Annotated in this window: 21 protein-coding genes; 6 read left to right on the plus strand and 15 right to left on the minus strand. The window is 66.7% G+C overall.

Annotation, left to right across the window (positions count from 1 at the left end):
- Nucleotides 1-5: 5 nt before the first annotated feature.
- The 3 genes from ACIBF7_RS44440 to ACIBF7_RS44450 all read left to right on the plus strand — a co-directional run bounded on the left by ACIBF7_RS44440 (nt 6) and on the right by ACIBF7_RS44450 (nt 2716).
- A complete protein-coding gene (locus ACIBF7_RS44440) occupies nt 6-941 on the plus strand; it encodes a replication-relaxation family protein (protein WP_364446014.1) in 936 nt (311 codons plus the stop codon).
- Nucleotides 938-1882, plus strand: a complete 945-nt coding sequence (locus ACIBF7_RS44445) for a C40 family peptidase (protein WP_397199857.1) — start codon at nt 938-940, stop codon at nt 1880-1882. The genes ACIBF7_RS44440 and ACIBF7_RS44445 overlap by 4 nt, the downstream gene beginning before the upstream one ends.
- A 90-nt stretch (nt 1883-1972) precedes the next feature.
- A complete protein-coding gene (locus ACIBF7_RS44450) occupies nt 1973-2716 on the plus strand; it encodes a hypothetical protein (RefSeq protein WP_397199858.1) in 744 nt (247 codons plus the stop codon).
- An 84-nt stretch (nt 2717-2800) separates the two neighbouring features.
- On the opposite strand, the gene ACIBF7_RS44455 is transcribed toward ACIBF7_RS44450, so the two are convergent.
- From ACIBF7_RS44455 to ACIBF7_RS44485, 7 genes are all read right to left on the minus strand, one after another.
- A complete protein-coding gene (locus tag ACIBF7_RS44455) occupies nt 2801-3181 on the minus strand; it encodes a ParB N-terminal domain-containing protein (protein WP_364446023.1) in 381 nt (126 codons plus the stop codon).
- On the minus strand, nt 3178-3615 hold the full coding sequence (locus tag ACIBF7_RS44460; RefSeq protein WP_397199859.1) for a hypothetical protein: 438 nt from the start codon (nt 3613-3615) through the stop codon (nt 3178-3180). The genes ACIBF7_RS44455 and ACIBF7_RS44460 overlap by 4 nt, the downstream gene beginning before the upstream one ends.
- A gap of 140 nt (nt 3616-3755) precedes the next feature.
- Nucleotides 3756-4340, minus strand: coding sequence for a hypothetical protein (locus ACIBF7_RS44465; RefSeq protein ID WP_397199860.1), 585 nt, complete (start codon nt 4338-4340; stop codon nt 3756-3758).
- A gap of 47 nt (nt 4341-4387) precedes the next feature.
- The gene (locus ACIBF7_RS44470; RefSeq protein ID WP_364446028.1) at nt 4388-4834 is read right to left on the minus strand and encodes a hypothetical protein; all 447 of its coding nucleotides are present in this window, start codon (nt 4832-4834) and stop codon (nt 4388-4390) included.
- A 118-nt stretch (nt 4835-4952) separates the two neighbouring features.
- Complete coding sequence (locus tag ACIBF7_RS44475; RefSeq protein WP_364446031.1) at nt 4953-5957, minus strand: DUF932 domain-containing protein; 1005 nt, start codon at nt 5955-5957, stop codon at nt 4953-4955.
- Between the two features lie 195 nt (nt 5958-6152).
- Nucleotides 6153-7307 (minus strand): hypothetical protein, encoded by a 1155-nt coding sequence (locus ACIBF7_RS44480; RefSeq protein WP_397199861.1) that lies wholly within the window; start codon nt 7305-7307, stop codon nt 6153-6155.
- A gap of 1235 nt (nt 7308-8542) precedes the next feature.
- Nucleotides 8543-9394, minus strand: a complete 852-nt coding sequence (locus tag ACIBF7_RS44485; protein WP_397199862.1) for an ATP-binding protein — start codon at nt 9392-9394, stop codon at nt 8543-8545.
- 270 nt (nt 9395-9664) lie between these two features.
- On the opposite strand from ACIBF7_RS44485, the gene ACIBF7_RS44490 reads away from it, so the two are divergent.
- Nucleotides 9665-10084 (plus strand): hypothetical protein, encoded by a 420-nt coding sequence (locus ACIBF7_RS44490; RefSeq protein WP_364446039.1) that lies wholly within the window; start codon nt 9665-9667, stop codon nt 10082-10084.
- Here the strand turns inward: ACIBF7_RS44490 and ACIBF7_RS44495 are convergent.
- The 8 genes from ACIBF7_RS44495 to ACIBF7_RS44530 form a co-directional block, all read right to left on the minus strand.
- Nucleotides 10074-10841 carry a BTAD domain-containing putative transcriptional regulator gene (locus ACIBF7_RS44495; RefSeq protein WP_397199863.1) on the minus strand — a complete coding sequence of 256 codons (768 nt, stop codon included), beginning with the start codon at nt 10839-10841 and terminating at the stop codon, nt 10074-10076. The two genes, ACIBF7_RS44490 and ACIBF7_RS44495, sit on opposite strands and share 11 nt — an antisense overlap.
- Before the next feature lie 1346 nt (nt 10842-12187).
- Nucleotides 12188-12607 (minus strand): SSI family serine proteinase inhibitor, encoded by a 420-nt coding sequence (locus ACIBF7_RS44500; protein ID WP_397199864.1) that lies wholly within the window; start codon nt 12605-12607, stop codon nt 12188-12190.
- An 829-nt stretch (nt 12608-13436) separates the two neighbouring features.
- On the minus strand, nt 13437-14600 hold the full coding sequence (locus ACIBF7_RS44505; protein ID WP_397199865.1) for a hypothetical protein: 1164 nt from the start codon (nt 14598-14600) through the stop codon (nt 13437-13439).
- Between the two features lie 16 nt (nt 14601-14616).
- Nucleotides 14617-16656 carry a methyltransferase, FxLD system gene (gene fxlM, locus ACIBF7_RS44510; RefSeq protein ID WP_397199866.1) on the minus strand — a complete coding sequence of 680 codons (2040 nt, stop codon included), beginning with the start codon at nt 16654-16656 and terminating at the stop codon, nt 14617-14619.
- Between the two features lie 41 nt (nt 16657-16697).
- Nucleotides 16698-17762 carry a lanthionine synthetase C family protein gene (locus tag ACIBF7_RS44515; protein ID WP_397199867.1) on the minus strand — a complete coding sequence of 355 codons (1065 nt, stop codon included), beginning with the start codon at nt 17760-17762 and terminating at the stop codon, nt 16698-16700.
- Nucleotides 17759-19792 (minus strand): lantibiotic dehydratase family protein, encoded by a 2034-nt coding sequence (locus ACIBF7_RS44520; protein ID WP_397199868.1) that lies wholly within the window; start codon nt 19790-19792, stop codon nt 17759-17761. The genes ACIBF7_RS44515 and ACIBF7_RS44520 overlap by 4 nt, the downstream gene beginning before the upstream one ends.
- A gap of 80 nt (nt 19793-19872) precedes the next feature.
- Nucleotides 19873-20058: an FxLD family lanthipeptide gene (locus tag ACIBF7_RS44525; protein ID WP_364446056.1), complete on the minus strand. Its 186-nt coding sequence runs from the start codon at nt 20056-20058 to the stop codon at nt 19873-19875.
- Nucleotides 20059-20197: 139 nt separating this feature from the next.
- Nucleotides 20198-20512 carry a hypothetical protein gene (locus tag ACIBF7_RS44530; protein WP_364446059.1) on the minus strand — a complete coding sequence of 105 codons (315 nt, stop codon included), beginning with the start codon at nt 20510-20512 and terminating at the stop codon, nt 20198-20200.
- Between the two features lie 283 nt (nt 20513-20795).
- Here ACIBF7_RS44530 and ACIBF7_RS44535 point away from each other — a divergent pair, with 283 nt between their 5' ends.
- On the plus strand, nt 20796-21932 hold the full coding sequence (locus ACIBF7_RS44535; RefSeq protein ID WP_397199869.1) for a hypothetical protein: 1137 nt from the start codon (nt 20796-20798) through the stop codon (nt 21930-21932).
- Nucleotides 21933-21950: 18 nt separating this feature from the next.
- A complete protein-coding gene (locus ACIBF7_RS44540) occupies nt 21951-22928 on the plus strand; it encodes an inositol monophosphatase family protein (RefSeq protein ID WP_397199870.1) in 978 nt (325 codons plus the stop codon).
- The last annotated feature ends 54 nt before the right edge of the window (nt 22929-22982 follow it).

Below are 22982 nucleotides of genomic sequence, written 5' to 3' on the forward strand. Positions count from 1 at the left end.
CCATCATGCCCGTCACGCGCGTCCCGCTCGGCCTGCCCCGTTTCAACGCCGACGCCATCGCATACGCCGCCGCCCGTCTTACACCGCGCGACTACCAGATCCTTGAGCACCTTCTCCATCACCGGGTGCTGACCACGCATCAGCTGCAGCGGTTGTTCTTCACCAAGCCGCAGCCCACGCGCCGCCGTCTGGGCATCCTGCACAAGCTGAACACGATCACGCGGTACCGCCCTTGGAGTCCCTACGGCGGCTCAAGCCCTCACCACTGGGTTCTCGGCCGAGCAGGGGCTGAACTTCTCGCCTTTCGTCGCCACACCACCGTCAAGGAGCTGGGCTACCACCCGGATCTGGCCATGTCGATCGCCGTCTCGTCCAAGAGCGGTCATCAGATCGGCGTCAACGACTTCTTCGTCCACCTCGGCCACCTGGCCCGGCACAGCCCCGACGCTCACCTGCGAGCATGGCTGTCAGAGAAGCAGTGCGCCAAAATCTGGGGCGACCTGGCTCGACCGGACGCCTACGGCTGCTGGTCCGAGAACGGCCGCCAGATCGACTTCTTCCTCGAACACGACACCGGCAGCATGACTCTCGCAAAGGTCACCAACAAGCTGGCCGCCTACGCCGACCTCGCCGACACCACCCGCATCACCACCCCGGTGCTGTTCTGGCTCCCGAGCCACACCCGGGAGGTCAACCTTCGTTCGCTGATCAGCACCACCGACCTCCCGATCGCCACCGCCGTACAAACCGACCTCGACGGCGGCCCAGCAGGAGCTTGCTGGCTTCCCACCACTGCCACGACGGGCCAAAGCCGCATGCGGCTGGCCGACCTCGCCGATGGCTGGCCGCATCTCGCCCTCGGCCAAACCGAAGAAGCCGCAACACCCGAGGACGACAAGGACCCCCTTCACCGCGTCATCAGCGAGGAGGAGAGCAGGTGAAGGCTGCCGCAGCCGGCGGCGCCCTCCTGCTGCTCTTCATCTTGGCGTTCCTCGCGGCCGCCACCAGTCTCCTGAGCACATCCGGGACACCCGGCGGTGTCGCCTGCGAAGTGACAAGCACAACGATGAGCAGTACGGCAGGCGGACCGATCGCTCTGGACAGCGAGCAGCAGGCCAACGCCACACTCATCGTCGAGATCGCGATGGAACGCAACCTGCCCGCGCGGGCAGCGGTGATCGCTCTGGCCACCGCCTTGCAGGAGTCCAAGCTGCGCAACCTGCCCTACGGTCATCTGGACTCGCTGGGTCTGTTCCAGCAACGACCCTCGCAGGGATGGGGAACCGCGGAGCAGGTTCTCGACCCTCGGTACGCCACCAGCACCTTCTACGACCGCTTGGTCAAGGTGAGGCGCTGGGAGCAACTCCCGCTCACCCGTTCCGCCCAGGCGGTGCAACATTCCGGCTACCCCGACGCCTACGCCCAGTGGGAGCCGATGGCCCAGCGCATCGTCGACGCCCTGGCCGGGACCTGCGTCCTGCTCATCCCCGGCGAGCAGATCGCCGCCGCGCTCGCGTACGCTCACGCGCAACTCGGCAAACCGTACCTGTGGGGAGCAGAAGGTCCGGCCGCCTTCGACTGCTCCGGCCTGACCATGCGCGCCTACCAAGCCGCAGGGATCACCATCCCACGCGTTGCCGCCGACCAGTGGCGGCATGGCCCTGCCATCGCCTTTGGCCGTGAACAGCCCGGTGACCTCGCCTTCTTCCGGATGGAAGCCGACGGCCCGGGCCACGTCGGCATCGTCCTCGGCAACGGCCAGATGATTCACGCGCCCCACAAGAACGCGGTTGTGACGATCAGCAGCTACCAGCGCGCCGACTTGATCGGGTTCACCCGCCCAGCCGCCCACGCGTCCACCGGCCCACCCGATCCACGTTGAGGCACGTACCGAACCGACAGTTACCAACAGCGACTTGACCGATACTCTTCGAGAAGGACCCGTCGCGGCACCAGGTGAAGGAGACGCCCCATGTGCGCCGTGCGACTCGCCCCACCCCCGCTCGTCGTCGGCCTCTCCTATGACCTCAACGACCCCATCAAGATCCGAGCCAAGCACAAAGTCGCCGGCATGCTCCTGCTCGATCGAGACCACGCGAACCGCCTCGAAGGAGGCTGGAACGTCCCCGGCGCCTACATCCTGCTCGACCGCCCAGACGCTGACGGTCGATGGGGAGCGTACGTCGGCAAAGCCACCAACCCCGGACTCCGCCAACGCGTCCTCCAGCAGCTCAAAGACCGCGACCATTGGTACCGAGCGCTGCTCATCCGCTACGAATCCAACGACGATGAGACGCTCAACAGCAGCGAAGCCGGATGGCTGGAAGGCCGACTCTACGACCACCTCGCCGGGGCGAGGCAGGTCACCTTGCACAACCGCAACCGGCCCCAGGACCTCACTCTCTCGGACGACGACGAGACCGGCCTCATCGACTACCTGCTTCCCATCGAATGCGTGCTGCGCCTCATCGGGCACGCGCTCCATCCTCGAAACCCGAAGGCTCCAGACGGCGGTGGTCCTCTCGTCGAAGTGCTTGAAGACGAGCCGGCGCCTGCTAGGGAGGCATCCGAGCCCTACTTGAGCGTCTTCGGGTACGGACCCAACCCGTATCTCCTTCAGAACCCCACGCCTCAGGCCCTCCAGCAACGCATAGCGTTGATCAAAGCGGGCAAGCATCCTCGAGTCGTTGATACCGACTCCCCCACCACGATGTGATCCGGTGGTGCAGAGGGTATGCCCCGGCCAGCACACTGTCTCTGTGCTGGACGGGGCATGCCTCCTATGCCACCGGATCAGGCACTACCGCAGGTAGCCCTGACCCTTCTCCCCGCCGAAGATCCGGCAGGCCAGTTCTTCCTCAGCCGTGAGCACCACGGCGGGCAGCTCTGCCACATCCATGGTCAGGGCCTTATACAGGCGGTGCCAACCGTCGATGATCAGCATCCCGCCGTTAGGGACGGTAGCCACGATCAACGGCTCGGACAGATCCACCTCAGCGGCGTGGTGAGGGTCGATGGCCACCAGCCGGAGCATGCCCGCCCACTCCGTGGGCTCGATCCGGCCCTGCGGGGCTCGGGCACTGGCGAGCTTCTTGGCGGTGGTGATGTTCCACCTCCAGGCCATCATCTGGAAGACCTCGAAGTCGGAACTATCCGCGCGGTCCGGGGCACGCTCGCTCATGCCTCCGCCTCCTCCTGCTCCGCGCAGGAGGCCGGCGCGAGTGTCGTGACGTGCTCCACGAAGGTCCGAGCCGCGTCTTGTCGGATGAGGGTCAGGGCCCGCGCGAAGTGAGCCACTGCGGACTCGCGCCCGCAGCGTGGTCCTTGACTCCCGCAGCCTGGAGCGGTGCTGCACGCGCTGGAGTCGTCGTCCTGGTACGGGCTGATCCAGGAGACGAATCTGGCCACCGTCTTCTCCGGACTCGGATTTTGAGAGCGCTGGATGTGCCGCTCGACGAGCAGCCACCATCCAGCGAGCGTATGAGCGTGCAGGGTGTCGTAGAGCACCTCGGCGCTCACTCGCTCGCCGCGCCTCAGCCGCCGTCCGATGAGGTCGGCGTTGAGTTGCCGCGTCTGGCGCGCCTGCTCGATCGTCGCCTCAACCGACGGCGTCACGCGCTGAGCCGTGGTTGAAGTTTGGGTGGTACTCGTGTCGGACACGCAAGGGTCGGGGCGCTGCGGCTTCCCCATGGGATTGTCCTTTCGTTGATTGATGACGCCAGTGCCGGGACACGCTGCCACGGCCGGTCGAGCGTTCACTGCGGGGCCGCCGATGCCGTTGGAACCGCTACCGGGTTCGGCGTGGGACTCGTGGCGTGGCGGTTGGGCAAGGGCGCGCCGGGCGCCGTGGCACCGGCTCCTGGGCTGGGCTCGGCAAGGTGCTGGGTGAGGAGTCGGCCGCTGGCAGTGAGAAAGTCGCGCGCGGCCATGCGTGAGGCGTGGGCGATTGCGTGGTCGAACAGTGTGCCGGGCCGGGCGACCGGCGGCTCGCCGGTCAGGTAGTGGCGAGCCCAGGAGCGCACTCGCCGTACCGCGTGATCAGACGTCAGCCTGTTGCCAGTGATCTCCTGTTCCACGAGGTCCCACCAGGCGCGCGTCGCGCGTGCGTGCGTGGCGGCGAACAACTGCTCGCTGGTATGCCATCGCCCGTTCTGCAGGGCGATGACTACCTCGGCCGCCGCCGCATAGTAGGCGTTGCGCGCGGCGGTGATGCTCTCTGCAGTCAGCTCCTCGAAGGGGCGTGCGTCGTCGGCCGGGCCAGCGCTGGCCCCGGATGCGAACGTGGTGCCGACCTGCTCGTCGTTTGGGCTCACGTAGCCGGGCCGGTGAGGGTCGTGCATGGATGCGTTCCTTTCGTCGGGTGACATGAACCGCTGAAGGGTGAGGATCACGGGGCGGTCGCCGTTCCGGCGGCCTGCCCATCGCCGCTGTGAACCGGCGCTGGTGCGGCGGCAGCGGAAGGTATGGCCAGTGCGTCGGTGATCGCCTGGGTCGCGTCCAGGAAGGCACGCGCGCCGCCTCGGCGGGACTCGGCCATCGCCAAGGCGAAAAGACCGCCGTTGGTCAGCGGGCGGGCGTTGATCAGCGATTCCTGTGCCCGTTGCCGCACGATCAGCAGCGCGGTTGCGCCATCGACGGTCTCCTCCTGGCCGTACGTGAGGTCGGTGACCTGCTGCCACCACAACATCCGGTGGTAAGCGTGGGCGATACGGCCCAGGTCCTTGTCGCGCAGCGTCCCTTCGTCGTCGATGCTGCCGATGCGGTTGAGGGCCTCGCTGAGCTCATGCCTGGCGAGGGTGGCGTTGTGCATGGCTAGGTCTTCGAGTCGTCCCATGGTGAACTCCCTGGTTGGCGGTTGTGGTTACGAGAGGTCGGACGGCGCACAGCGCTGTCACATCCGGCGGCGGTGCTCGGTACGGCCCCCGCGCCGGAGCCGTACCGAGCGCCCGCTGTCAGGCGGTAGCCAGGAGGCGGAAAGCGCGGGCCTTGATCTTGGCGTTGTCGTGGTCGTCGAGCAGGGCCCGTTCCGCGCGCACGGTCGCAACATCGCGGCTGCCGAACACCGGGCTCTTGTGATCCAGGCGCTCCGTCACGGCGTTGTACGCGGCCCAGCGCGTGTTACGGATCGGCTCCTGGGTGGGGGCCTGCGCGAACAGGTACTCCAGCTCCCGCATGGTCAGGTCGTGGTTGCGCTTGGCCAGTTCCTTCGCGTCCGAGGGGAGCGGGTGAAGGCGCGTGGCGAACTGACGGAACTCCTTGAGGTCCATCGGCACGGCGAGGAGTTTCTCGGCCTCGGCGGCGAACGCTTCGCCGTGCTTCCACGTGAGCTTGAGCGCCTCCCTGGCCTCGGCGATGCGCCCGGCCACGTTGCCGGTATGCCGGACGGTGAACTTTGAGGCGTGGTTCGCCAGCGCCGCCCGTTCGGTGTTCGCGCACACCACTCGGACCGGGGTCGCAACGGTCGTGAACGCGCCCCACCCGTCATGCCGGGAGAACGCCGCCAGATAGAGGTCGATCTGATCGAACCCGCCGACCATGAGCGGCTCGGGGAGGCGCATGGTGACGAACACCCGCCGCCCGCCGTTCAGCGATCCGCCTGTGTCGAAGATCGCCCCCGACTCGTCCACCAGCGTCTGCAGGAAGTCGGTGACGTCCTCGTTCTGCAGGATCTGGTAGTCCCTACCGACCCGGCCGAGGCGCTCCGGTTGGCCGGTCACGGGATTGGTGCGCACCACGAGGAAGTCCTCGTCCGTGACCACCGGCTGGCCGGTCACCGGGTCGGTGACCTGACCAACCGGCACCTTGCGTACGTTCCACCCGGCCAGCTGGGCGTTGGACAGGAGTTCCTCGGCGGTCATCGGGCCGGGCGCGGTGTAGCCGAGCCCGTGCCAGCCGGGCTTCCCTGCGGCGGCGAATCCGGCCGAACCGTTGGCGAAGATCTCGATCTCGTGAGCCATGACAGTGCCTTTCTGATGCGTGATGTGGTGTGCGCGCATGCGGAACAGGCGCGCTGGTGTGGTGGTGGCGTTCCGGCTCGGCGCGGGCCGATTGGCCGGGGGTGCTGTACGTCGGCGGGCGAGTATGGAGGGAGGTCCCGCCCGCTACGTGACCGAGGTGTGCGGGCCGGTAGGGGCGGCCCGCACACACCCGGCTCAGCTGCCGTAAGGGGCGGTCCCCGCCCCCGCGTCGCCGTCCGCGTCGGAAGGGGCGAGGGCGAAGCGGCGGGGCCGCTCGCAGGACAGCACCGCCTCGCCGAGGTTGACCAGGCGGTCCAGGGCGTTGGCCACCGCGCCGGACGACCGGTTGATGACCTTCCCGATCTCGTACGGGGTGAAGTCCTTGTCCGGGAACGCGACCAGGTGCGCGTGGACCATTTCCCGCAACCCGCCCGGCCGCACCATGTCACCCGCGCCCGCGCCGCTGGAGGACTGACCTGAACGGCCACTGGATCCCGCGCGGGCCGGGGCGACGGTGCCGGTCAGCACCGCTCGGGCGTTGCGGTGTGCCGAGGTGACCTTGGTCATCGCCATCTCCAGGCATCCCAGCGCCATCACGGCGTTTCCCTCGTCCTTCGCCAGGATCGCCCCACTGAGCAGGCTGGCGATCTCGGCGAGTTCCGCCTTCGCGCGGGCCCACGCCGGATCCTCCGCCTCCGCCCCAGGCACCGGCTCCGACGTGACGGCCTCGAAGTCCGCCTCGAGGTCGCTGTCTGAACTCTGATCGGCCGCCTCGTCGGCCACCAGATCCTCCGGCAGGCCGATCGGCTCCTCTGGCAGGTTCTCCTCGTCGGTACGGTCATCGGCCGGTGCGGGGTCGGCTGCCGGTAGTTCCTCCTCGTGGGGTACGAGTTCCGCATCGGCATCCAGCGTGTCCGTGTCCGGCGTGGTCATCTCGGCGGGTGCGGCATCCGGCGCTTCCAGTGCCGGGGGTACGGCCGAAGTGTCCGCGTCACGGGTCGGCATGGCGTCGGCGGTGATCGGAAACCACCGGTCGGCCGCCCGGCCGCGCATGCCGCCGTCGCTCACGCCCTGCTCACGGCGGGCGCGGCCGTCCGCCTCAAGCTGGTTGAGGATCTTGCCCGCCACCATCCGGCTCAGACCGGCCGCCGCTCCTATTGCCGTGGCCGAACCGCCCGGCTCAGCGTTCAGCGCCGCCCAAACCGCCGCTACGCGCCCGTCCGCATCCCTGGCGGGGTCAGCCGGGGCGACGGCTGCGGGGCCCTCAGGGACCGTCTGGGACGCCGCGTCGGTTGGAATGGCGGCGGGAACGGATTCGGTAGCGGTCATTTCCGAACTGTGAATGGCCATTGTGTGGTGCCCTTTCTGGTCGTGCCCGTGTTTTCGTTTGCACCACGACCATCCCTCGCATATAACGAGACTCGCAAGTCGATCGGGCAATAAATGTTGTCACCCGAACGGCTGGAGAGGCTGCCCTAATAAACTGGGGCCGACATGCGAAGACACTTCGACGACAAACTTCGAGACTCGTGACACCTATAACGCGCTGATGGTTTCGCGCGTTCAACCGATTGGCGGCGAATATGCTCAAAACCGCCTCGCACGCATCACCGATCCAGCTTGCGCGAAGGCGCTTCTCGCCGCAGCCCGAAGCCGGCGCTGGGGCCGGCCAGCATCTGGGCGAGCGGTTGACTGGGACGCCGCCTAGTCCACAGGTGGTAGAAGGAAGAGAACTTCTGATGCCACGGCCATCCATTCGGGCCCGCACACATCTTCGAGGAGTCGCCTAATGGCGATTCGGGGCGGCCATCGCAACAACCGAAACCCGCCTGACCTGAGCAAATGACACGCCAGGCGGTGTCGCACTCTCAGGGGCAATACCGGACGCGACAACAAATCAAAACACCGGATGCGACACCGAACAATGCCCCGCTAATTAGCCCGCAACAGCGAACTCGACATCCGCGCTGACAAGCCCGCTCTCTTGCTCGACAGTGGGTTTCGCCCCGCCCCTACGCGAGGCGAACCCGCCCCGTCGCGGCCCGCGCCCGGGCCGGGACCGTATCGACGCCCACCTGCATGCCCGGTGTCAAGGCCCGCTCCCGCGGACTCGGGCGCCATTGCCCAGGCGACGACAGCCGCCACCGCGCCGGAGCTTTCTCGGGTCAGGTGACACGACCCCTCCTCGCCAGCGATACGCCGGTCGGGGCACCTCGGCCATAGAGCTCAGCCGGGAGCAGCCCGACGCCAACCCCACAGCCAGTGGAGCCTTGAACGCGGCCGCCGAGCCACTCGTACCGGACCATCAGCAGCGGCAATCGCCCAGGTGCCTGTCCCCGACCGTTCGGCGGGCAACGTCCCTGACCGCCTGCCAACGCTCGTGGACGGTAGCGAGGAGAGAGCCTGCCGCAACTCATCGGGGCTAGAGGCGCTGATCACGACGTGCCTGCCGCGTATTGCCAGCCACTGAGACCGCACCACCAGAAAGGCCCAATCGGGCCTCCCCCGGCGCAGCACAGCCAACGCCTGCTGCGCCCACAGCTCCTGCCCGAACTCCGACGCGGACTCCTGGTCCGCGGCCGACCTCAACTCGCCTCCCACAAGCCCCAGCGAGGGCCCAGGCCGGCGACCTCCTTCCCCGTGGAAGGGCGCAGTCTCTCCGCAGCCATCAAGGCGCCGGAGGGACCCACCCAACGTTGGCCCAGTACAGCGCCCGCAACTCCCTCCTTCATGGGTGCGCGGTCACGGCAGGCGGTGGCATGCACCGCGAGGGCGCTCGGCTCAGGCACCGACTCCAGTTCCCGTACGGTCCCGATTTCCAGCGCGTGCCCAGCTCGGGCATCCTCACTATGACCAACCGCATCGCTACTTTGAGATGCCCAAACGGTTTCAGGGGTGTATGCGAGGTCGGCCCACACCACGTGGCCGGTAATCGCATCACCAGCGGCTCCCACTCGATCGGCCAGTTCAGCCACTCCGAGCAAGCCCCGCCCCTGCTCAGCCGTCTCAGGCACCGAGTCGGGCCTGCGGGCGAAGTCCGGGAAGCAGCCGCCGCCAAGGTCGTAGACCGCGATTCGGGCCATGTCCGTGCCACGCAGTACGTCCACCACAAAGAAGCCTTGCGCCTGCCCCGAGCGTGTGTGCCGTAGCGCGTTGCTCACCAACTCAGCCGTCACCCACCGAGCATCGTCGGCCCTCCCCGTATCGGCCAGGAGTTGCTCGACCATCCGCCGCGCGGGAGCCGACTGATCCGCCCGTCCGGCAAAGGCTTGCCGCCAAGCCATCCCACTCCAGAGGTCTGAGGCGCGGAACGTCGACATCACCAGCCCCGGCGCGAGGTCCGGGAACTCCGCCACGCGCGGTTGCTGATGGGAGGGTCGCGAAGCATAATCACAGTTCATCTGGGCTGAGATCGCGTGCTGATCGCGGTTATCCATGCTGGGCGGTCCCTTCTGGTTGCGCCCCGGTCCATCCGGGAGCGACCAGCACGATCACTCACCTCGCTGCCCGGATCACATCCCCGCCCCCACCGCAACCCGCACCCAACCCCGACCTGCGGCGACAATGGCGGCGGCGCCTCCAACCCCCGCCGATCAGCTCGTCGATCACCCCATCCGAGGACTGGAGCCCCTGGCCAGAGCTCACCTACCGTCGCCCGGGATTCCGATTCGGGATCCGCGCATCACCGGCTGAAGGGGGACCACCTCATGTCCGACTCCGGATACCAAAGACTTCTTGATTGCCGCCGACGCAGCCGCTACCTGCGCGAGCACGGCTTCACCACTGACCAGATAGCCGTCATCCTCGGTCTGGATCACCCCGCCACCCCGCTACGCCTCTACCGATACGCCATCGGGCTCACCGCAGCACAGACGGTCGACGCCTTCCACCGCCTCAGTGGAACGGACGGCGCAGGGCTGCGCGAATCCCGGCTGTACGACTATGAGATTTGGCCACGAGCGGGGCGGCGCCCCTCGGTCTACACCTTGTGCCTGCTGGCTCGTATCTACGGCACCTGCCCTGTCAACCTGATCCCGGCCGACGTGCTGGCGACCTACTCACAGCGGGACCAGCACACCATGCGCCGCCTCGCAAGCACGGACAGCTCCCGTACGCCTACCGGATGATCCGCTCGTACATCTGCCGCGCCTGAGCGCTCGGCACCGCGTCAATCTCCGCCATCCGCTCCTTCAACAGCTCGAACGAGCGCCGTACCGCCGGCAAGCGCCCCAACTCGCCCTGGATCGACATCAGCAGGCACCAAAGGACCTCGCTGTGCGGATCGACACGCTCAACCGCCAGTCGCAGCACGTCCACGGCGCGATCGGGGTCGTCCTTCCGCGCCAGCTCAGCGAATCGTTCAGCCGCATCCACGGCCTGGCGCTGAGCAGCCTGCCTCAGCGGCAGCACCCAAAGATCATCCCGCCCCGCGAGCAACGGCCCCCGATACAGGGCCAGCATTTCCTGCAGGGCAGCAAGCCGGGCGGATCTCCCTTCTACGGTGCCCGTCCGCACGAAGGCGGCTTCGAACCTCCAAAAGTCCACGTCGAAGTATGCGGCGGCCAGTTGTCGCCGCTGCCTAACCTTCACCACGAACCTCACGCCGGTCCCGGCACCAGACGCCTGCCTCATCACCTGATTGAGTTGCCGAACCGCTGACTCCAGCAGGCGGCTCCCGCGGTCACCGTTGCCTGCCCACAGCGTCTCGACGATGCCCTCCGTGGACACCCCTTCCGGAGCGGTCGATAGCAACGCGAACAGGTCGGACGCCTCTGCGCGACCGAAGGACACCTCCTTGTCCCCATAAGACAGCCGCGGTGCTCCCAGGACTTCGCCCTTCGCCTTCCCTGGAGCCACCACGAACTGCGATGCCGTCAGCACCACGGAAGTAGGGCCTGACGAACTGTCCAGGACCGCGACGCCCTTCTCCCCTGTATCTGACCCAGGCCGGCCCGCCCGGAGCCCAACGATGTCCGCTTCCCGCTCTGCTTCCTCGATGTGAGAGTCGCCAGCCACGACCCCCGCCTCCACGACATCGACCTCCGGCGCTGTCGCAAATGAGCTGCCGTCTTTCGCTTCAAGGCGGTGAACAGTGGACCCAGCTGATGAGAGCACTGACCGAGACCGTAGGCGCAGACTGATGATCAGCGCACCTCCTGCGAGCATGACCAGCAGCCCAAAGGCCAGCGCGGTACCGAGAGGTCGTCTCTCCTCGGACGAGGCCTCAACAGGCTTCGCCATCGCATCAGCGGCACCGCCCCTCATGACAGGCAATAGAGATGATGAAGACACCGAGGGCGACGGGAAAGGCAGGGGTGTAGCGGTCTGCCTGGGTCGGGCATCCCGCCGTCTCGAGCGCGCACCGTTGTCCTGGCCGTGTCTGCGATCGACATGTCTGACCTTGTCGTCACGACCCGCAACGAACGCGGGAGGCCGGCTTGGCCGCCGAACTGTCTCCTGCCTCCTGCCCAGCTCGGATACCTCTCGCTGCTTGCTCGGCCTAGGCACAGGTACGGTCACGGGCGTCGGCCGAGGACTCTTCCTCCTGGCAGGCGAGCTCTTCGGCGTCCATTGCACCCTGGGTCTCGGTGACGGCGCCGTCTTCACCGGCATCCGCCGGGTCTCGGAGATCCGCCTGCCGAGATCGACTGGGCGTCCCTCCGCCAGGTCCTGATGGACCAGCAGGCACAACTTCTCCACATCAAGCATCTGACGCGCCTCTTCAGAGACGTACTGCGTCGGGCAGTAGGGATCCGAGGAAGCCCAGGCCAAGCTTGGATCGCCCAGCAACTCGAACGTCAACGCGCCCGCGACGGTGATTCGGCACAAAAGCTCAGAAGCTTCGCCTCTCCAGCCATTTGCAAGGCATTCCCGAATCACCAGGTTCCTCCAGAGGGGTTTGACTACGTCAACGATTTATCACCACACCCCTCGCACCACGACAAGGAAAGAGAATGCGCATCACAAAGACTTGAAATCACCACGCCTCGCGCTCACCTGCAATAACGGAACGCAACACATGCGGTCCCACGGCACAACACGAAAGCCGAAGAACCACATCAAAGGAGCGGCGATAACGCCCCGCACAGGTGCTGCCGGCGTATACCCCTGTCTTCACCCCGGCCAGCTCCTCGGTTGCCACCCCCTGGAGACCTTCCAGAGACCTGGCACCGAGTGCTCGCGAACTGCAGCCCAACCGGCTAACCGGTTACGTTGGACTGGATGCCCTATCAGAAGCGGAAGATCGCACCTGTCTGGGCGTAAAGGTCACACACGCTGGAAAAGGTCTTCTGCCAACCAACGGCCCGATTCCGCCACATACCATCCATCGTCGCCGTGACCGAACCTCGCGCGGCGCACACACGGCGTGGGCGACTGGGGAGACGATCGAGCTCACCGTCAACAGCATCAAGCGCGGCGCATGCGGCCTCACCATACGGGTGCCCCTCGGTCGCGCCTGGGCACTGCAGGAAAACACCCTTCATCGTGGTACCTCCGTACGCCGTGACGGAGAGGAAGGCCGCGTTCGGCCGGGCAGCACCGTAGGCCGGGATGGCTGAGAGGACGAGACCAGCACAAAGGCCGACATTGGCGGCCAGCAGAGGCAGGCGCATTGACGCTCCAAAGGACTGGTTGCGTAAAGTAGTCATAAGGCTACAGTAAGTCTTCGGTCTTCGCCTGGTATCTACCCAACCAGCTTCACGAGACCGAACGGAACTGCGGGCGTCGCACCTCTAATGGCCCAGCCCGGCGTTGGAGCTCCGATCTGCGTGCTCTCCGCAAGAGCGGATCAGCCACTGAACCTGTGAAATGCCAAGCCCATGAGTCACCCTGGCAAGATCAAAACCACAGAACGCCCGGAGAGCCCGTAGCTACGCTACGCCCCGTAATGATCAGAACCATCGGGGGGCCGGCCATGCCCGACAAGGGTGAACAACCACGTGGACGAGCACGCGCCAGGACGCTGCTCCAGGTAGGCGGAGTTACCGCCATAGCAGTCGCGATAGCCGCAATAGCTCTGGGCGGCGCGGGAACGAACACATCCGCCGTTCGGCAGACCTCACCTCCGGCTGCGGCTGCTCTACGCAGCGTCGCCGACAACAGCGCATCTGTCTCCTACCTGTCGGGCCGTAAGACGACCGTCTCATCGATCTCCGCTGTGCCCGTCTCGCTGGCTCTGCCTCAGCACAAGACTGCCGAGCGAGACCACGACAGAGGCGACACCAAGCACGTCCGCCCGGCTAAAAGCCGCAAGCTTCACGGCCACCGCCGGCTTGTCCGCCCGCGGCCACCGGCCGCTTCAGCAGCTGACCGCTATTCTCCGCGGTCGAATCCTCGATCCAGGCGCGCGCCGAGCGCCCCACGTCCCGCCTGGTTGGACGTCATCGGGCTCGGCGACAACCCATCGGTGGTTGCCGGGAAGTGCGACGAGATGTTCCCCGCTCACAGAAGCGAGTTCCGGATTCGCAACATCGCTTGTCACAACCTCCTGGGCTGAATCTGTCTCCGCGATTGACCTGTGGGCGCTCCGGAGCCACCCTGGCCGAGCAGCGCCCGCAGCCGATCCTCGGCATGCCCCACAGCCGCGACCAGTGCGTGCTCGTGAACCTGAGGGAGACGGCCGATTCCGAGCCCTCCAGCGGTGATCACCGTGCCGAGGTGGTGCTGTTGCTGGTCGGTCATCTCGGCGCGCATCTTCTGATGGCTCAGGATGTCGCGGGCGGCGTAGGCGTCGGTAGAAGCCACCTCGACAAGTGCTGTGCTCAGAAGTGAGGCAAGCGCCGGGGATTGGCCGGTAGTCAGGTCGAAGGCGGTCAGGCCAAGCCTCGCTCGGAAAGCCGCCGTCATCGGTTCCGGCTGTGTGATGAGAAGCAGTGCGTCCTGCACGACCTCTTCCAGTTTCGTCGGTGAGATGGCGCTGCTGGAGCGGTGGCAGGCGATGCGCAGCAGCGCCGCAACGGTGCGCTCCCACGGTTCGGCGGGCAGGGTAGCGTCGATCATGCTGGTGGCCTCGTCGGGGAGGCCCTGCTCGATCAGGGACATGATCTGAAGTTGGCGTCCGTCGAGAAGCCGTTCGCCGATGCCACGGTGGGCGGCCATGGCGGCAGCGGCTTCGTTCCACCGTCCTTGCTGGGCGAGGGCGCGGGCCCCGTCGATGAGCAAGGCGATCCACAACTCCGTACAGACTGCATGGTGAACTTCTTGGTTGTGGGTGAGAAGCGACAGGTCGATGTCGTGACCGTGGATCGCGGTGACGTTGCGCTCCTGGGCGGCGCGGTACAGCTGATTCAGCACCTCGTAGGCGGCTTTGCCGTCGCCTTCCCGGATCAGCAAGCGGGCAATATTGATCAGCGGCATCAACGACATGACCGCGATCTCCTGGCTGAGACGGCCGCTCTCGGCGAAGATCTTGTGCTGCCTCCAGCACAGGTCCGCGGCGAGATCGGGCAGCCCGGCGTCGGAAGCGATGAGCGCGGAGATATTGAGGACCCCGCAGGCGCGGGCCACCAGGTCGGGATGGTCGGCGCCTGCCGGTTCGGTGGTCAGCGCGGTGAGATCGGCGATGCGCTCTGCCAGAGGCTTGCCAGGCGGTTTGGTACGGCAGACCAAGGGGATGCGGGCGGCGATCCCAGGGTGCACCACGGCGCTCGGGTCCCTTCTACGGCCAGTCGACGACGAGCCGGCTCGCGGGCTTGTCGATGACGAAGCGCGGGTCGCTCGCCTGGAGCTGGTCACGGCGGTCGCCGGTGACCATGCGGAAGCCGGGGGCAGGGGCGTGGTTGCCGTAGTCGCGGTCCCATTCCTCGATCGCGGCGGCGACCTGCTCGGCGACAACGTCGGCGTGGGGCCCGTGACCGATGACGCCGATGGCCCAGAAGCGTCCCTTGGTGTCCTCTCCTTCGCGGATGGTCAGATAGGCCAGGGTGTCGCGGTCGAGCGCGGCCATCGAACCCCACGCGAAGTGAGGGGTGAACCCGGGCCGCTGGCCGGGCATCCGGGACAGCCCGTTCGGTAGGACGCAGGCCAGCCACAGGTACACCCACTGCCATGGGTCGCCTTGCCGGAACTTCACGCCGGTGTGGACGGGGTGGGCCGGGGTGTCCAGGATCGTGCGCATCGCCTCGCGGTCAACGAGTTGCTCGCTGAAGGTCTCCAGGTGCACATCTCCTTCACCGGCGATCTGGACGCGCGTGTAGATGTCGTCGCAGATGCCCTTGCGCAGCGGCACGAAGGTCGCCATCTCGCAGGACACGGTCTTCCAGATGTCGCCGTCGCGTTCGAAGGCGAAGGATCGGGAGATGCTGCCGCGGATGCGCATCGGGATGACCAGACGGCCGTCGGGAGCAAGCTGCTCGAGCACTTTGGTGGGGATGTCGCCGGTGCCCACGGTGAACTGGATGCGGTCGAAAGGAGCGTGCTCCGGCAGGCCGGCCGCGCCGTCACCGAGCACGGCCGTCACGTTGTCGACTCTGGCGGCTGCGAGGTGCGTGCGGGCGGTGTCGACAAGGTCTTGATCGACGTCGATCGTCCACACGTGGCCGTTGGGGGCTACCAGGTGGCCGAGGAGGGCGGCGTTGTAGCCGGTGGCTGCCCCAGCTTCCAGGACGTTGTGGCCGGGGCGGGCGCCTATCTGTTCCAGCTGTGTGGCGACGATGGACGGCGCGGAGATGCAGGAGATCATCTCGCCGTCGGTGTCGTGTTTGATCGGCACGGCGTCGTCAACGTATGCGGCCTCAACGTCCGCGTCGGGGATGAACGTGTGGCGCTCGACGGCGCGGAAGGCGTCGATGATCTCGGGAGTACACAGGTGTCCGGAGTCGATGTACTTGGCCACCATGGCTTCGCGCAGCTTGGTGGGGTCGACGGTGGTGCTGATGACGGGCTCCTTGAAGGTAGGTGGTGCTGGTGAGGACTGGCTGGTAGACGCGGCGGCCGGTTCGGTATCTCCGAAGGCGACCTGCCGGCCCAGCCATGCGGCGGCGGCCTGCTCGACTGCAGAGGTGTTGTTCCGGTTGAACGCGAAGATCGCGTGGTGGGCGAGGACGGCCCGCAGGCCGCGCTTCAGATGCCCTTCCTTCGCGAGGCGGGCAAGGCGGCGGCCGGCGTCCTCGAACGCGGCGACTCGCTCACCCCAGCCTGGTTCGGGACGAGGACGCTTGGCGGCGTCGGCGTTCATGAGGCGCCGCATAGTGGTGATGGCCGCCGTCCGGTGGCTTTCGTCGGGCGGGTCGATCGGCGGGCGAAGAAAGCCGATCTTCACCCACACATCCCCGACTTCGAACGCGTCCAGCCCTGCTGCCCGGTACATCGCGGACAGGAGCAGGATGCATCGTTCCTTGCTGTCGGGGCTTCCGGTCTCGGCCAACGCGGCGGGGCTGTCGGCGCAGAACAGCTCGTGTGCGATGGCCATGGCCTGCGGGCCGCCGAACGCTTCAGTCTCTGGCTCGTAGATGCCGCCCGCCCAGCCGGCCGCTACTCCGTTGGCGACGAGCTGGTCGAGCAGGGCGCCTACTGGGCGGTCCGTACGCAGCCGCAGCCCTCCCTCTTTGCGCAGGAAGTAGAAACGCCGTCCGGTCAGCGCGGCGGACAGCTTGGCCGCCGCGTACGGGCTCACTCCTGCATCTCCGGGGAAGCGGATCGTGGCCTGCCACCACTTTGGCTCGGCCGGTGCGGCGAGATTGTGCTCGTAGCTGTCCATGTCGTCGTTCTTGCTCCTGCTCAATATGGGTACGGCGGTGGTCAGTGGATCAATAGGGCACGAGTCCAGCCGGTGGCGTTGGTGCCGTCCAAGGCCAGTTGGGCTCCGGCCCGGCCTTCCAGGAACCCCGGCTTGGGCAAGTCGTCGATCCCTTCGGCCAGTTGCCGGCGGGCATGCTGGATGCTCTTGGTGAACCGGTCGGGGGTGGCGCTATCGGCGGCTAAGGCGGTCGTGACGGTCAGGATTCCGGCCCAGCCATGGCAGAGGGAGGCGTCGTTCACCCGGTCGAGACGGTCTGCGTCGGTAAGGGCCGATAGGGCGATGTCCTCGGCTTTCTGCCTACGGGCAGGGTCGCCGTGCGCGAGCGCGGCCAGCTGTAGAGCGCGGGCGATCCCCAGCGCCCCGTAGCACCAAGACGGCCGCAGTGGTGGCACGCGTGCGGGCTCGTCTGTGGTGAGCTGGTCGAGCGTGGTCCAGTACGAGCTGCCGTACTGCTCGAGCCAGTCCGCGAACGTGGTGATCGCATGGCTCTGGCCCTCGACGCGGATGCCATGACGCAGGGCCAGGGACAGCAGTGCCAGCGGTCCGGCGATGCCGTGTGCGACGCCGTTGTTCGCGTGGCCGCCGGAGACGTCTACTTCGTGTGTCGGGCTCTCTGGCGACCACCATCCAGGCAGCATGCGACCGTCTGCCTCGATCGGGCGCGCCAACGACACCAAATGACTCAGGACCCCTTCGAGCAACGGAGAAGGTCCAGGGCGAGTCAGGAGAAGCGCCCCCAGCCCGGCCAATCCGCGGATCAGGTCGAACTCCGTGAGCGTCGGCAAGTGCCGGCCCAGCTGTCGTCGGCGAGCTGCAGCCAGGCGGGCGGCCACGACCCGGTCAGCACCTGCCTGCACCTCACGGTCGACGCGTCCGGCGCGGCCGAGCACGAACTCCAGGGCCGGAGCTCCGTGATACAGGCTGGCGTTGGACCCCGTACTGACCCCACCGGCGACCGCCTCCTGCAGCAGGGGACGCGCACCGTCCAGATCGCCGCGCTCGATGTGCAGCAGCGACACCCCAAGCGCGCCTTCGGCCAGGGCCTGCGCCGCCAATGTCCTCATCGCCTCGACTCCAGCGAGACAACGATGCTGTGCGCGCGCCCGCCGATCCACCCGTCAGCATCCGGCGGCGGTGCCTCGAACAACACCGCGACAGGTGTCCCGGTCAGGTGCGCGCGCAGCAGGTCCACGTCCATCTTCCGCGTCAGGTCCAGCGGCAGTTGCTGGTCGTCAACGGCCAGCAACACCCGCTCAGGCACCCCCGCCCTGCCGCGCCAGGCGTGCAGCCACTCGGCCCACTCCTCCAGGGAGGCTGTACGGCCGGGCAGCACTCGGGCGCGCAGTTGCCAGCGGGCGGCGACCAAGACGGTGCGCCGGTAGTGCAGGGCCGGGGTGAACGGCAGCGTCCACGCGGCACCCCAGTCGAACCACGTCACCTGCGCTGTGGCGGCGCGGCTGATCTCGGCCAGGAACCGGACCAGCGGCGGCGTGTAGTTGTTCCAGAGGAAGTTGATCGCCGTAGGTGCCAGCAGTTCAAGGCGTTGCCCGGTCTCGGCCACCGCCAGGTAGAGGTGACCGTCACGGGCGCCGACCACCAGGTCCCGCGGGTACAGGACGTCCTCGTCGCCGTCTCGATACTCGCCGACGCTGACCAGCTTCGGTACGACGCGCGGTGCCCGCGTGAGCAGGTCGGCCTCGGCTCGCGTGGGATGGAACGACAACTGCGCGAGGGCCGCGCCGGGCGCGACCGTGGGCAGGTTGGCATACCCGGCGGCCAGGTACGGCAGCAGGTGCCAGAACCGTCCGGTCATGGCTCCGGCTGCGCGGGAGACGGTGTGCACGCGTAGCCGGAAGTCTCCGGCGTCCAGGGCGGCGATCGAGCGGGCTTGCACCTGGGCGCATACCTCGAAGTGGGGCGCGGGCACGAGGTCGGTGAACGGCTCAGCCGCGGCAGCCTCCAACTCCTCCACCATCGCCTCAGACAGGACTACCGCTCGATCGCCCTGGACAGCGGCCGTTCCCGCGAGGTCCAGCAGCAGGCGGTCACGACGCGACATCGGTCGTGGGGGCTCCGACAGCAGGCCGAACCCGTCCGGCAGCCCCAATCCCGTGCTGGGATCGGTGAGCTGCTCCACAGGTACCTGGGTCTCTTCACCGAAACGGTCGAGGAACCGCTCGACGTAGCGCCGCCAGGCCGGCGTACCGGCTGGATGGGTTGCCAGCCGGGCCAGCACGGTCGCGGCGGTCTCCATCTCGACCGCGACCGTTTCAGGCAGCCACACGTCAGCGTCCAACCGCACGTCCACCGCTGTGCGTTCACATGCATCGAGGAGCTCGGGCGGCAAACCGGCGGCTGGGTCGGTGACCGTCGCTGCGGCACGCAGACGAGAACGCAGCAGCCGCGTACGCAGCAGTTCAGCGACCAGCTCAGCCCGGCGATGAGGTTCGACCTGTGAGAACTCGGCGGCGAGCTTCCCCAGCAGGACCGCATGCCGGATGGGAGAGCTGGCGGCCTGTCGCACCAGATCCACGGCCGCAGTTGATGCGAGGGTGAACTCGTCCGCGCCCTCGGCCGGAACATGGACTCGGTCCTCGCGCACACGGGCGAGGTTGTTCACGCACACCTCGACATCGGCCATCCGCTCCTGCCCGCTCTCCCACGCCGTGATCACCGCGTCCAGAGCTGCGGGGTCGGGCCGGACGACGGCTTCGTGCTCATTCCCGACGCGCACGAGCGACCTGTCGCCGAACTCGACCAGGGCGACACCGGCGAACAGGCCGAACGGGGTTGAGCGGTGCGCGTAACGCAGGGCGTATCGGGCGACGGCGAGCGCGGCCCGTCGAGCTCGACGAGGCTTGACCACCTGCCCGTCGAGCACTGCCCGGACCTGGCGGGCCAAGTCCGGGCTCGTGTGGGCGACCGGCTGCTGGAAGGACTCGTCCGCCCAAACCGCAGCCAGCCACGACCGCCACAGCTCGATCAACCCACCTTCTTCCGGCCAGTCCGGGAGTGTGGGAGGAGTGGGATGCACCGTGGCGCGCAGCATCCCGGCACCGGTGCGCCGATACCTACGGATCCGCGTGCGCGTCATCGTCTTCACTCCGTTCCGTTCACGATTCGGGGAAGGGCGGTAGGCCTCGGCTCCGGCCGAGGCGCATCAGGCCGGTGCAGCTATGACGTGGTGCAGGCGCTCGGGCAGGAGCTCCCGCACGTGTCCCCCGTGCCGCACCTCAGCGACGTGTTGGCCGCCGGGGTGTTCTCCACGAGCTTGATGTCGAGGTCGAACGGGCTGAAGGTTGTTTCCCTGGTGGCGGCGGTCGGCTGTTCGGTGCCCTGCTCGATGGCTGATGTACTCATGTGCTTCTGCTCCTGTCCTGCTTGGTGTTCTGGACGGTCTGCGGCGTCTCAGCCGTGTTGCGGGTTGAACCAGCCCGCCTTGCTGTGAGTTGGCTCGGCGCTGTGGAACGGCTGGCCTCAAGATCTGCGTGGACGAAGCTCACGAAACTCCGTCCAGGGCTTTGGCTACGGCCTCCTCCACGACGCCCTCGGCCCAGATCCACGGGCCGAACCCCAGGCCGAGCGGCGCAGGCTTCAACCCATCGAATCGGCCGAGTGCGGCGGCCCTCTGGAACACGGTGTACGCCCGGCTGGTGATGCGCAGCGAGCGAGGGCTCTGGCCTGCGGCCTTGTCGTGAATGTCGATGATGACGGTCTCACCGTCCCGCTTCGGACGTAGCCGGTCGTTCCGAATGTCGTGCAGGAGGTCGAGCCAGCATTTGGGGCCCATCGTCGCAATTTCCTCAGGGTCCATCAGATTGCACATCTGTACGGTGGTCGACCGGGCCACTCGGCGGACGGCGAGGCGGTGCAGGTGTGTGGCTTCTACGTCATTTGGGGTCATCCGGTTCTCCGAAGTGGTTGTGGTGCCGGCATGACAATTGACAGTAATGACGAGGGTGGACCTGTTACACCTGAGAGTGAGTCCGTAATCGCCCCGGTCTCTACGTGGCCTCTACCTGCACATTTTCGGGGACTGCCTGCTATTGCCCATCCCGATGGGTAACCTGGTGACGCTTCCGAGAGGGGGAAGTCGGATGGCGAAGCAGAGCCGGGACTCAAGCCCGCAGGCGAGAGGGCGCCGATTGGCGCGAATAGGCAGCGAACTGTGGCTGGAGACAGGATCGGTCAAAAAGGCCGCTACGGAACTGATGCGCCGCTATCCGGTCATTTGTAGCCTGCAAGCGCACCGATATGCGTGTGGCCTTTCCCAGGATCAAGCCGCTGTCCGGTACAACCAGATGACCAGCCACCAGACCAGCCTGGGCGGCACGTCCATCAACGCGTGGGAGACCTGGGCCCGTGAACGCAGCAGGGCCGGATCAGCTCCTAGCTTCACCAGCCTGCTGATCCTCGCAGCCGCCTACGGAGGCGGTCCCACAGGTGTCGCCGAGGAGGACGTCTCCCCCGGCGATCTGGTGGCCGAGGCGTACGAGCGCTTGTCCGTGGAGGATCAGCTCGCGCTGAAAAGGTACGCCACCATCAACTCGGCAAGCCCACCGGCTACGGCAGCGCCGACCACGGAGCCCCAAGCAACCGAAGCGGCCGTCGCAACGGGGACAGCCAACACCCATGCCGCGGGCAACGACTTCATCATCACCGCCCCCACCGTCGAGTACGGCAACCCCGACAGGCTCGCCTACTCCTTGCCCAGCCCCACCCCTGGCCAGCTCCTCAACCTTGACTGGGCGTCCTTCGGCTACGGCATCGAACGCCTCATTCATCAGATCAAGAACCTTGGCCGGCGTACCGATGTGGACGCCTGCTTCGGAATCAACGAGGCCGGGCTAGTCATGGCCACCTTCCTCGCCTCAGCCCAGTTCGGCCGCTGCCCCATCGGCTACCTCAAGTGCAACAAAAGCCGCGACTTCATCAGCCTCGACAAGGCATCGATGTTCCCCGACCTGCCAGACACACCCGACATCGTTTTGTGCGACTTCGAGGTGAAACATGCCGACGTGGTCGGATTCATATCCCGAGAAATCCGCAACCGCTATCCCGGCGCGCAGATCTACTTCGCAGTGTTCGGCGCGATGACCAAGGGGAAGCTCGAAGTCGGAGACTTCGACGACCTGACCGGAGCGAACATCATGCGAGCGGCGAACTTCAAGGCCGTGTTCGTAGCTGCGACGATGAGCCCTCCAGGCATAGAGCCACCGCTGGAGCTGCGCTGAACCGTATGGAGGTCACTCGTGACAACCCCTCCCACCCTCCCCGGCCTCGCCGAGAGCCTCGCCGAACTGGTCGCGCAGGTCATCGGGGAGATCCGGCCACGCCTCATCCAGGCCGCGCTCTCAGGTAAACGATCAGAGGCCGCCAACCTGCGCCACTCCGACAACTTCCTGTCCGCCCACGACCTATGGATGCACGAGCGCTACCGAGAGCTTCTGACCCCGATTATCCCCTCGTACATCTACGCCTCAGAAGAAGCCGACCCGCAGGTCATCGGACCCGACCCTGACCCGGACCTGTGCGTCCTGGTCGACCCCCTCGACACCAGTGAGCTGGCCGTCCGCGCCCTCTACGGATACACGCACGTCATGGTGTACTCCCGCAGCCTCGCTCGGCCCGTCGCCGCCGTGGTGGGCGACATCTTCCACCACCTGCAGATCTACCTCGCGGCTCGTGACGAGGACGGCAACGACCAAGCCTTCGTTCACACCCAGGACGGTAAGGCCCACGAGCTCAAACTTCACCGCTTCGCGGAGCTACACGAGGCGCTTATCACCAACTACCTCATGAAACCCGCCGAGCGACTTCAACCCCTTAGCCGACAAACCCACCTGCTCAACGCACTTACTCAGCCCTCCCCTGACGGCGCAACTCGTGGCCGCATCGGAGTCGACTTCGGCTCTGTCAGCCTGTGCCACGTCGCGGCCGGCTTCACCGACGCCACCATGGAGTTCGCCAAAGGCTTCGCCGTCTGGGATCTAGCGCCAGGGCACTACATTCTCAACGCCGCAGGAGGTATAGTCCTCGACCTCAAGGGCGACGCCATCCCCCTGGACTACCGGTTCACCAGCCTGGCCGATATCAACAAGGCTATGGACCGTCGACAGAAATTCGTAGCTGCCTCCAACCTAGCCCTCGCTCAAGACATCGTTAGCTCTCTAGCCTCGGCTTCGAGTGGGGGGTATCACTCTAAGTGTGGAAACGATCACTATGGGTAGATGAGTCAAGGTAGATCATCTTAACGCTTCGGGGGGAGCGTCCATCATGACGAA

The organism is Nonomuraea sp. NPDC050478, from assembly GCF_044458265.1.
Taxonomy (GTDB): domain Bacteria; phylum Actinomycetota; class Actinomycetes; order Streptosporangiales; family Streptosporangiaceae; genus Nonomuraea; species Nonomuraea ferruginea.

Coding starts and splice junctions, on each gene's coding strand:
- ACIBF7_RS44520 (WP_397199868.1), bottom strand. CDS start 19,792: ATGACGCGCACGCGGATCCGTAGGTATCGGCGCACCGGTGCCGGGATG.
- ACIBF7_RS44485 (WP_397199862.1), bottom strand. CDS start 9,394: ATGGATAACCGCGATCAGCACGCGATCTCAGCCCAGATGAACTGTGAT.
- ACIBF7_RS44455 (WP_364446023.1), bottom strand. CDS start 3,181: ATGAGCGAGCGTGCCCCGGACCGCGCGGATAGTTCCGACTTCGAGGTC.
- ACIBF7_RS44470 (WP_364446028.1), bottom strand. CDS start 4,834: ATGGGACGACTCGAAGACCTAGCCATGCACAACGCCACCCTCGCCAGG.
- ACIBF7_RS44465 (WP_397199860.1), bottom strand. CDS start 4,340: ATGCACGACCCTCACCGGCCCGGCTACGTGAGCCCAAACGACGAGCAG.
- ACIBF7_RS44475 (WP_364446031.1), bottom strand. CDS start 5,957: ATGGCTCACGAGATCGAGATCTTCGCCAACGGTTCGGCCGGATTCGCC.
- ACIBF7_RS44530 (WP_364446059.1), bottom strand. CDS start 20,512: ATGGACCCTGAGGAAATTGCGACGATGGGCCCCAAATGCTGGCTCGAC.
- fxlM (WP_397199866.1), bottom strand. CDS start 16,656: ATGGACAGCTACGAGCACAATCTCGCCGCACCGGCCGAGCCAAAGTGG.
- ACIBF7_RS44525 (WP_364446056.1), bottom strand. CDS start 20,058: ATGAGTACATCAGCCATCGAGCAGGGCACCGAACAGCCGACCGCCGCC.
- ACIBF7_RS44535 (WP_397199869.1), top strand. CDS start 20,796: ATGGCGAAGCAGAGCCGGGACTCAAGCCCGCAGGCGAGAGGGCGCCGA.
- ACIBF7_RS44450 (WP_397199858.1), top strand. CDS start 1,973: ATGTGCGCCGTGCGACTCGCCCCACCCCCGCTCGTCGTCGGCCTCTCC.
- ACIBF7_RS44500 (WP_397199864.1), bottom strand. CDS start 12,607: ATGACTACTTTACGCAACCAGTCCTTTGGAGCGTCAATGCGCCTGCCT.
- ACIBF7_RS44515 (WP_397199867.1), bottom strand. CDS start 17,762: ATGAGGACATTGGCGGCGCAGGCCCTGGCCGAAGGCGCGCTTGGGGTG.
- ACIBF7_RS44490 (WP_364446039.1), top strand. CDS start 9,665: ATGTCCGACTCCGGATACCAAAGACTTCTTGATTGCCGCCGACGCAGC.
- ACIBF7_RS44440 (WP_364446014.1), top strand. CDS start 6: ATGCCCGTCACGCGCGTCCCGCTCGGCCTGCCCCGTTTCAACGCCGAC.
- ACIBF7_RS44480 (WP_397199861.1), bottom strand. CDS start 7,307: ATGGCCATTCACAGTTCGGAAATGACCGCTACCGAATCCGTTCCCGCC.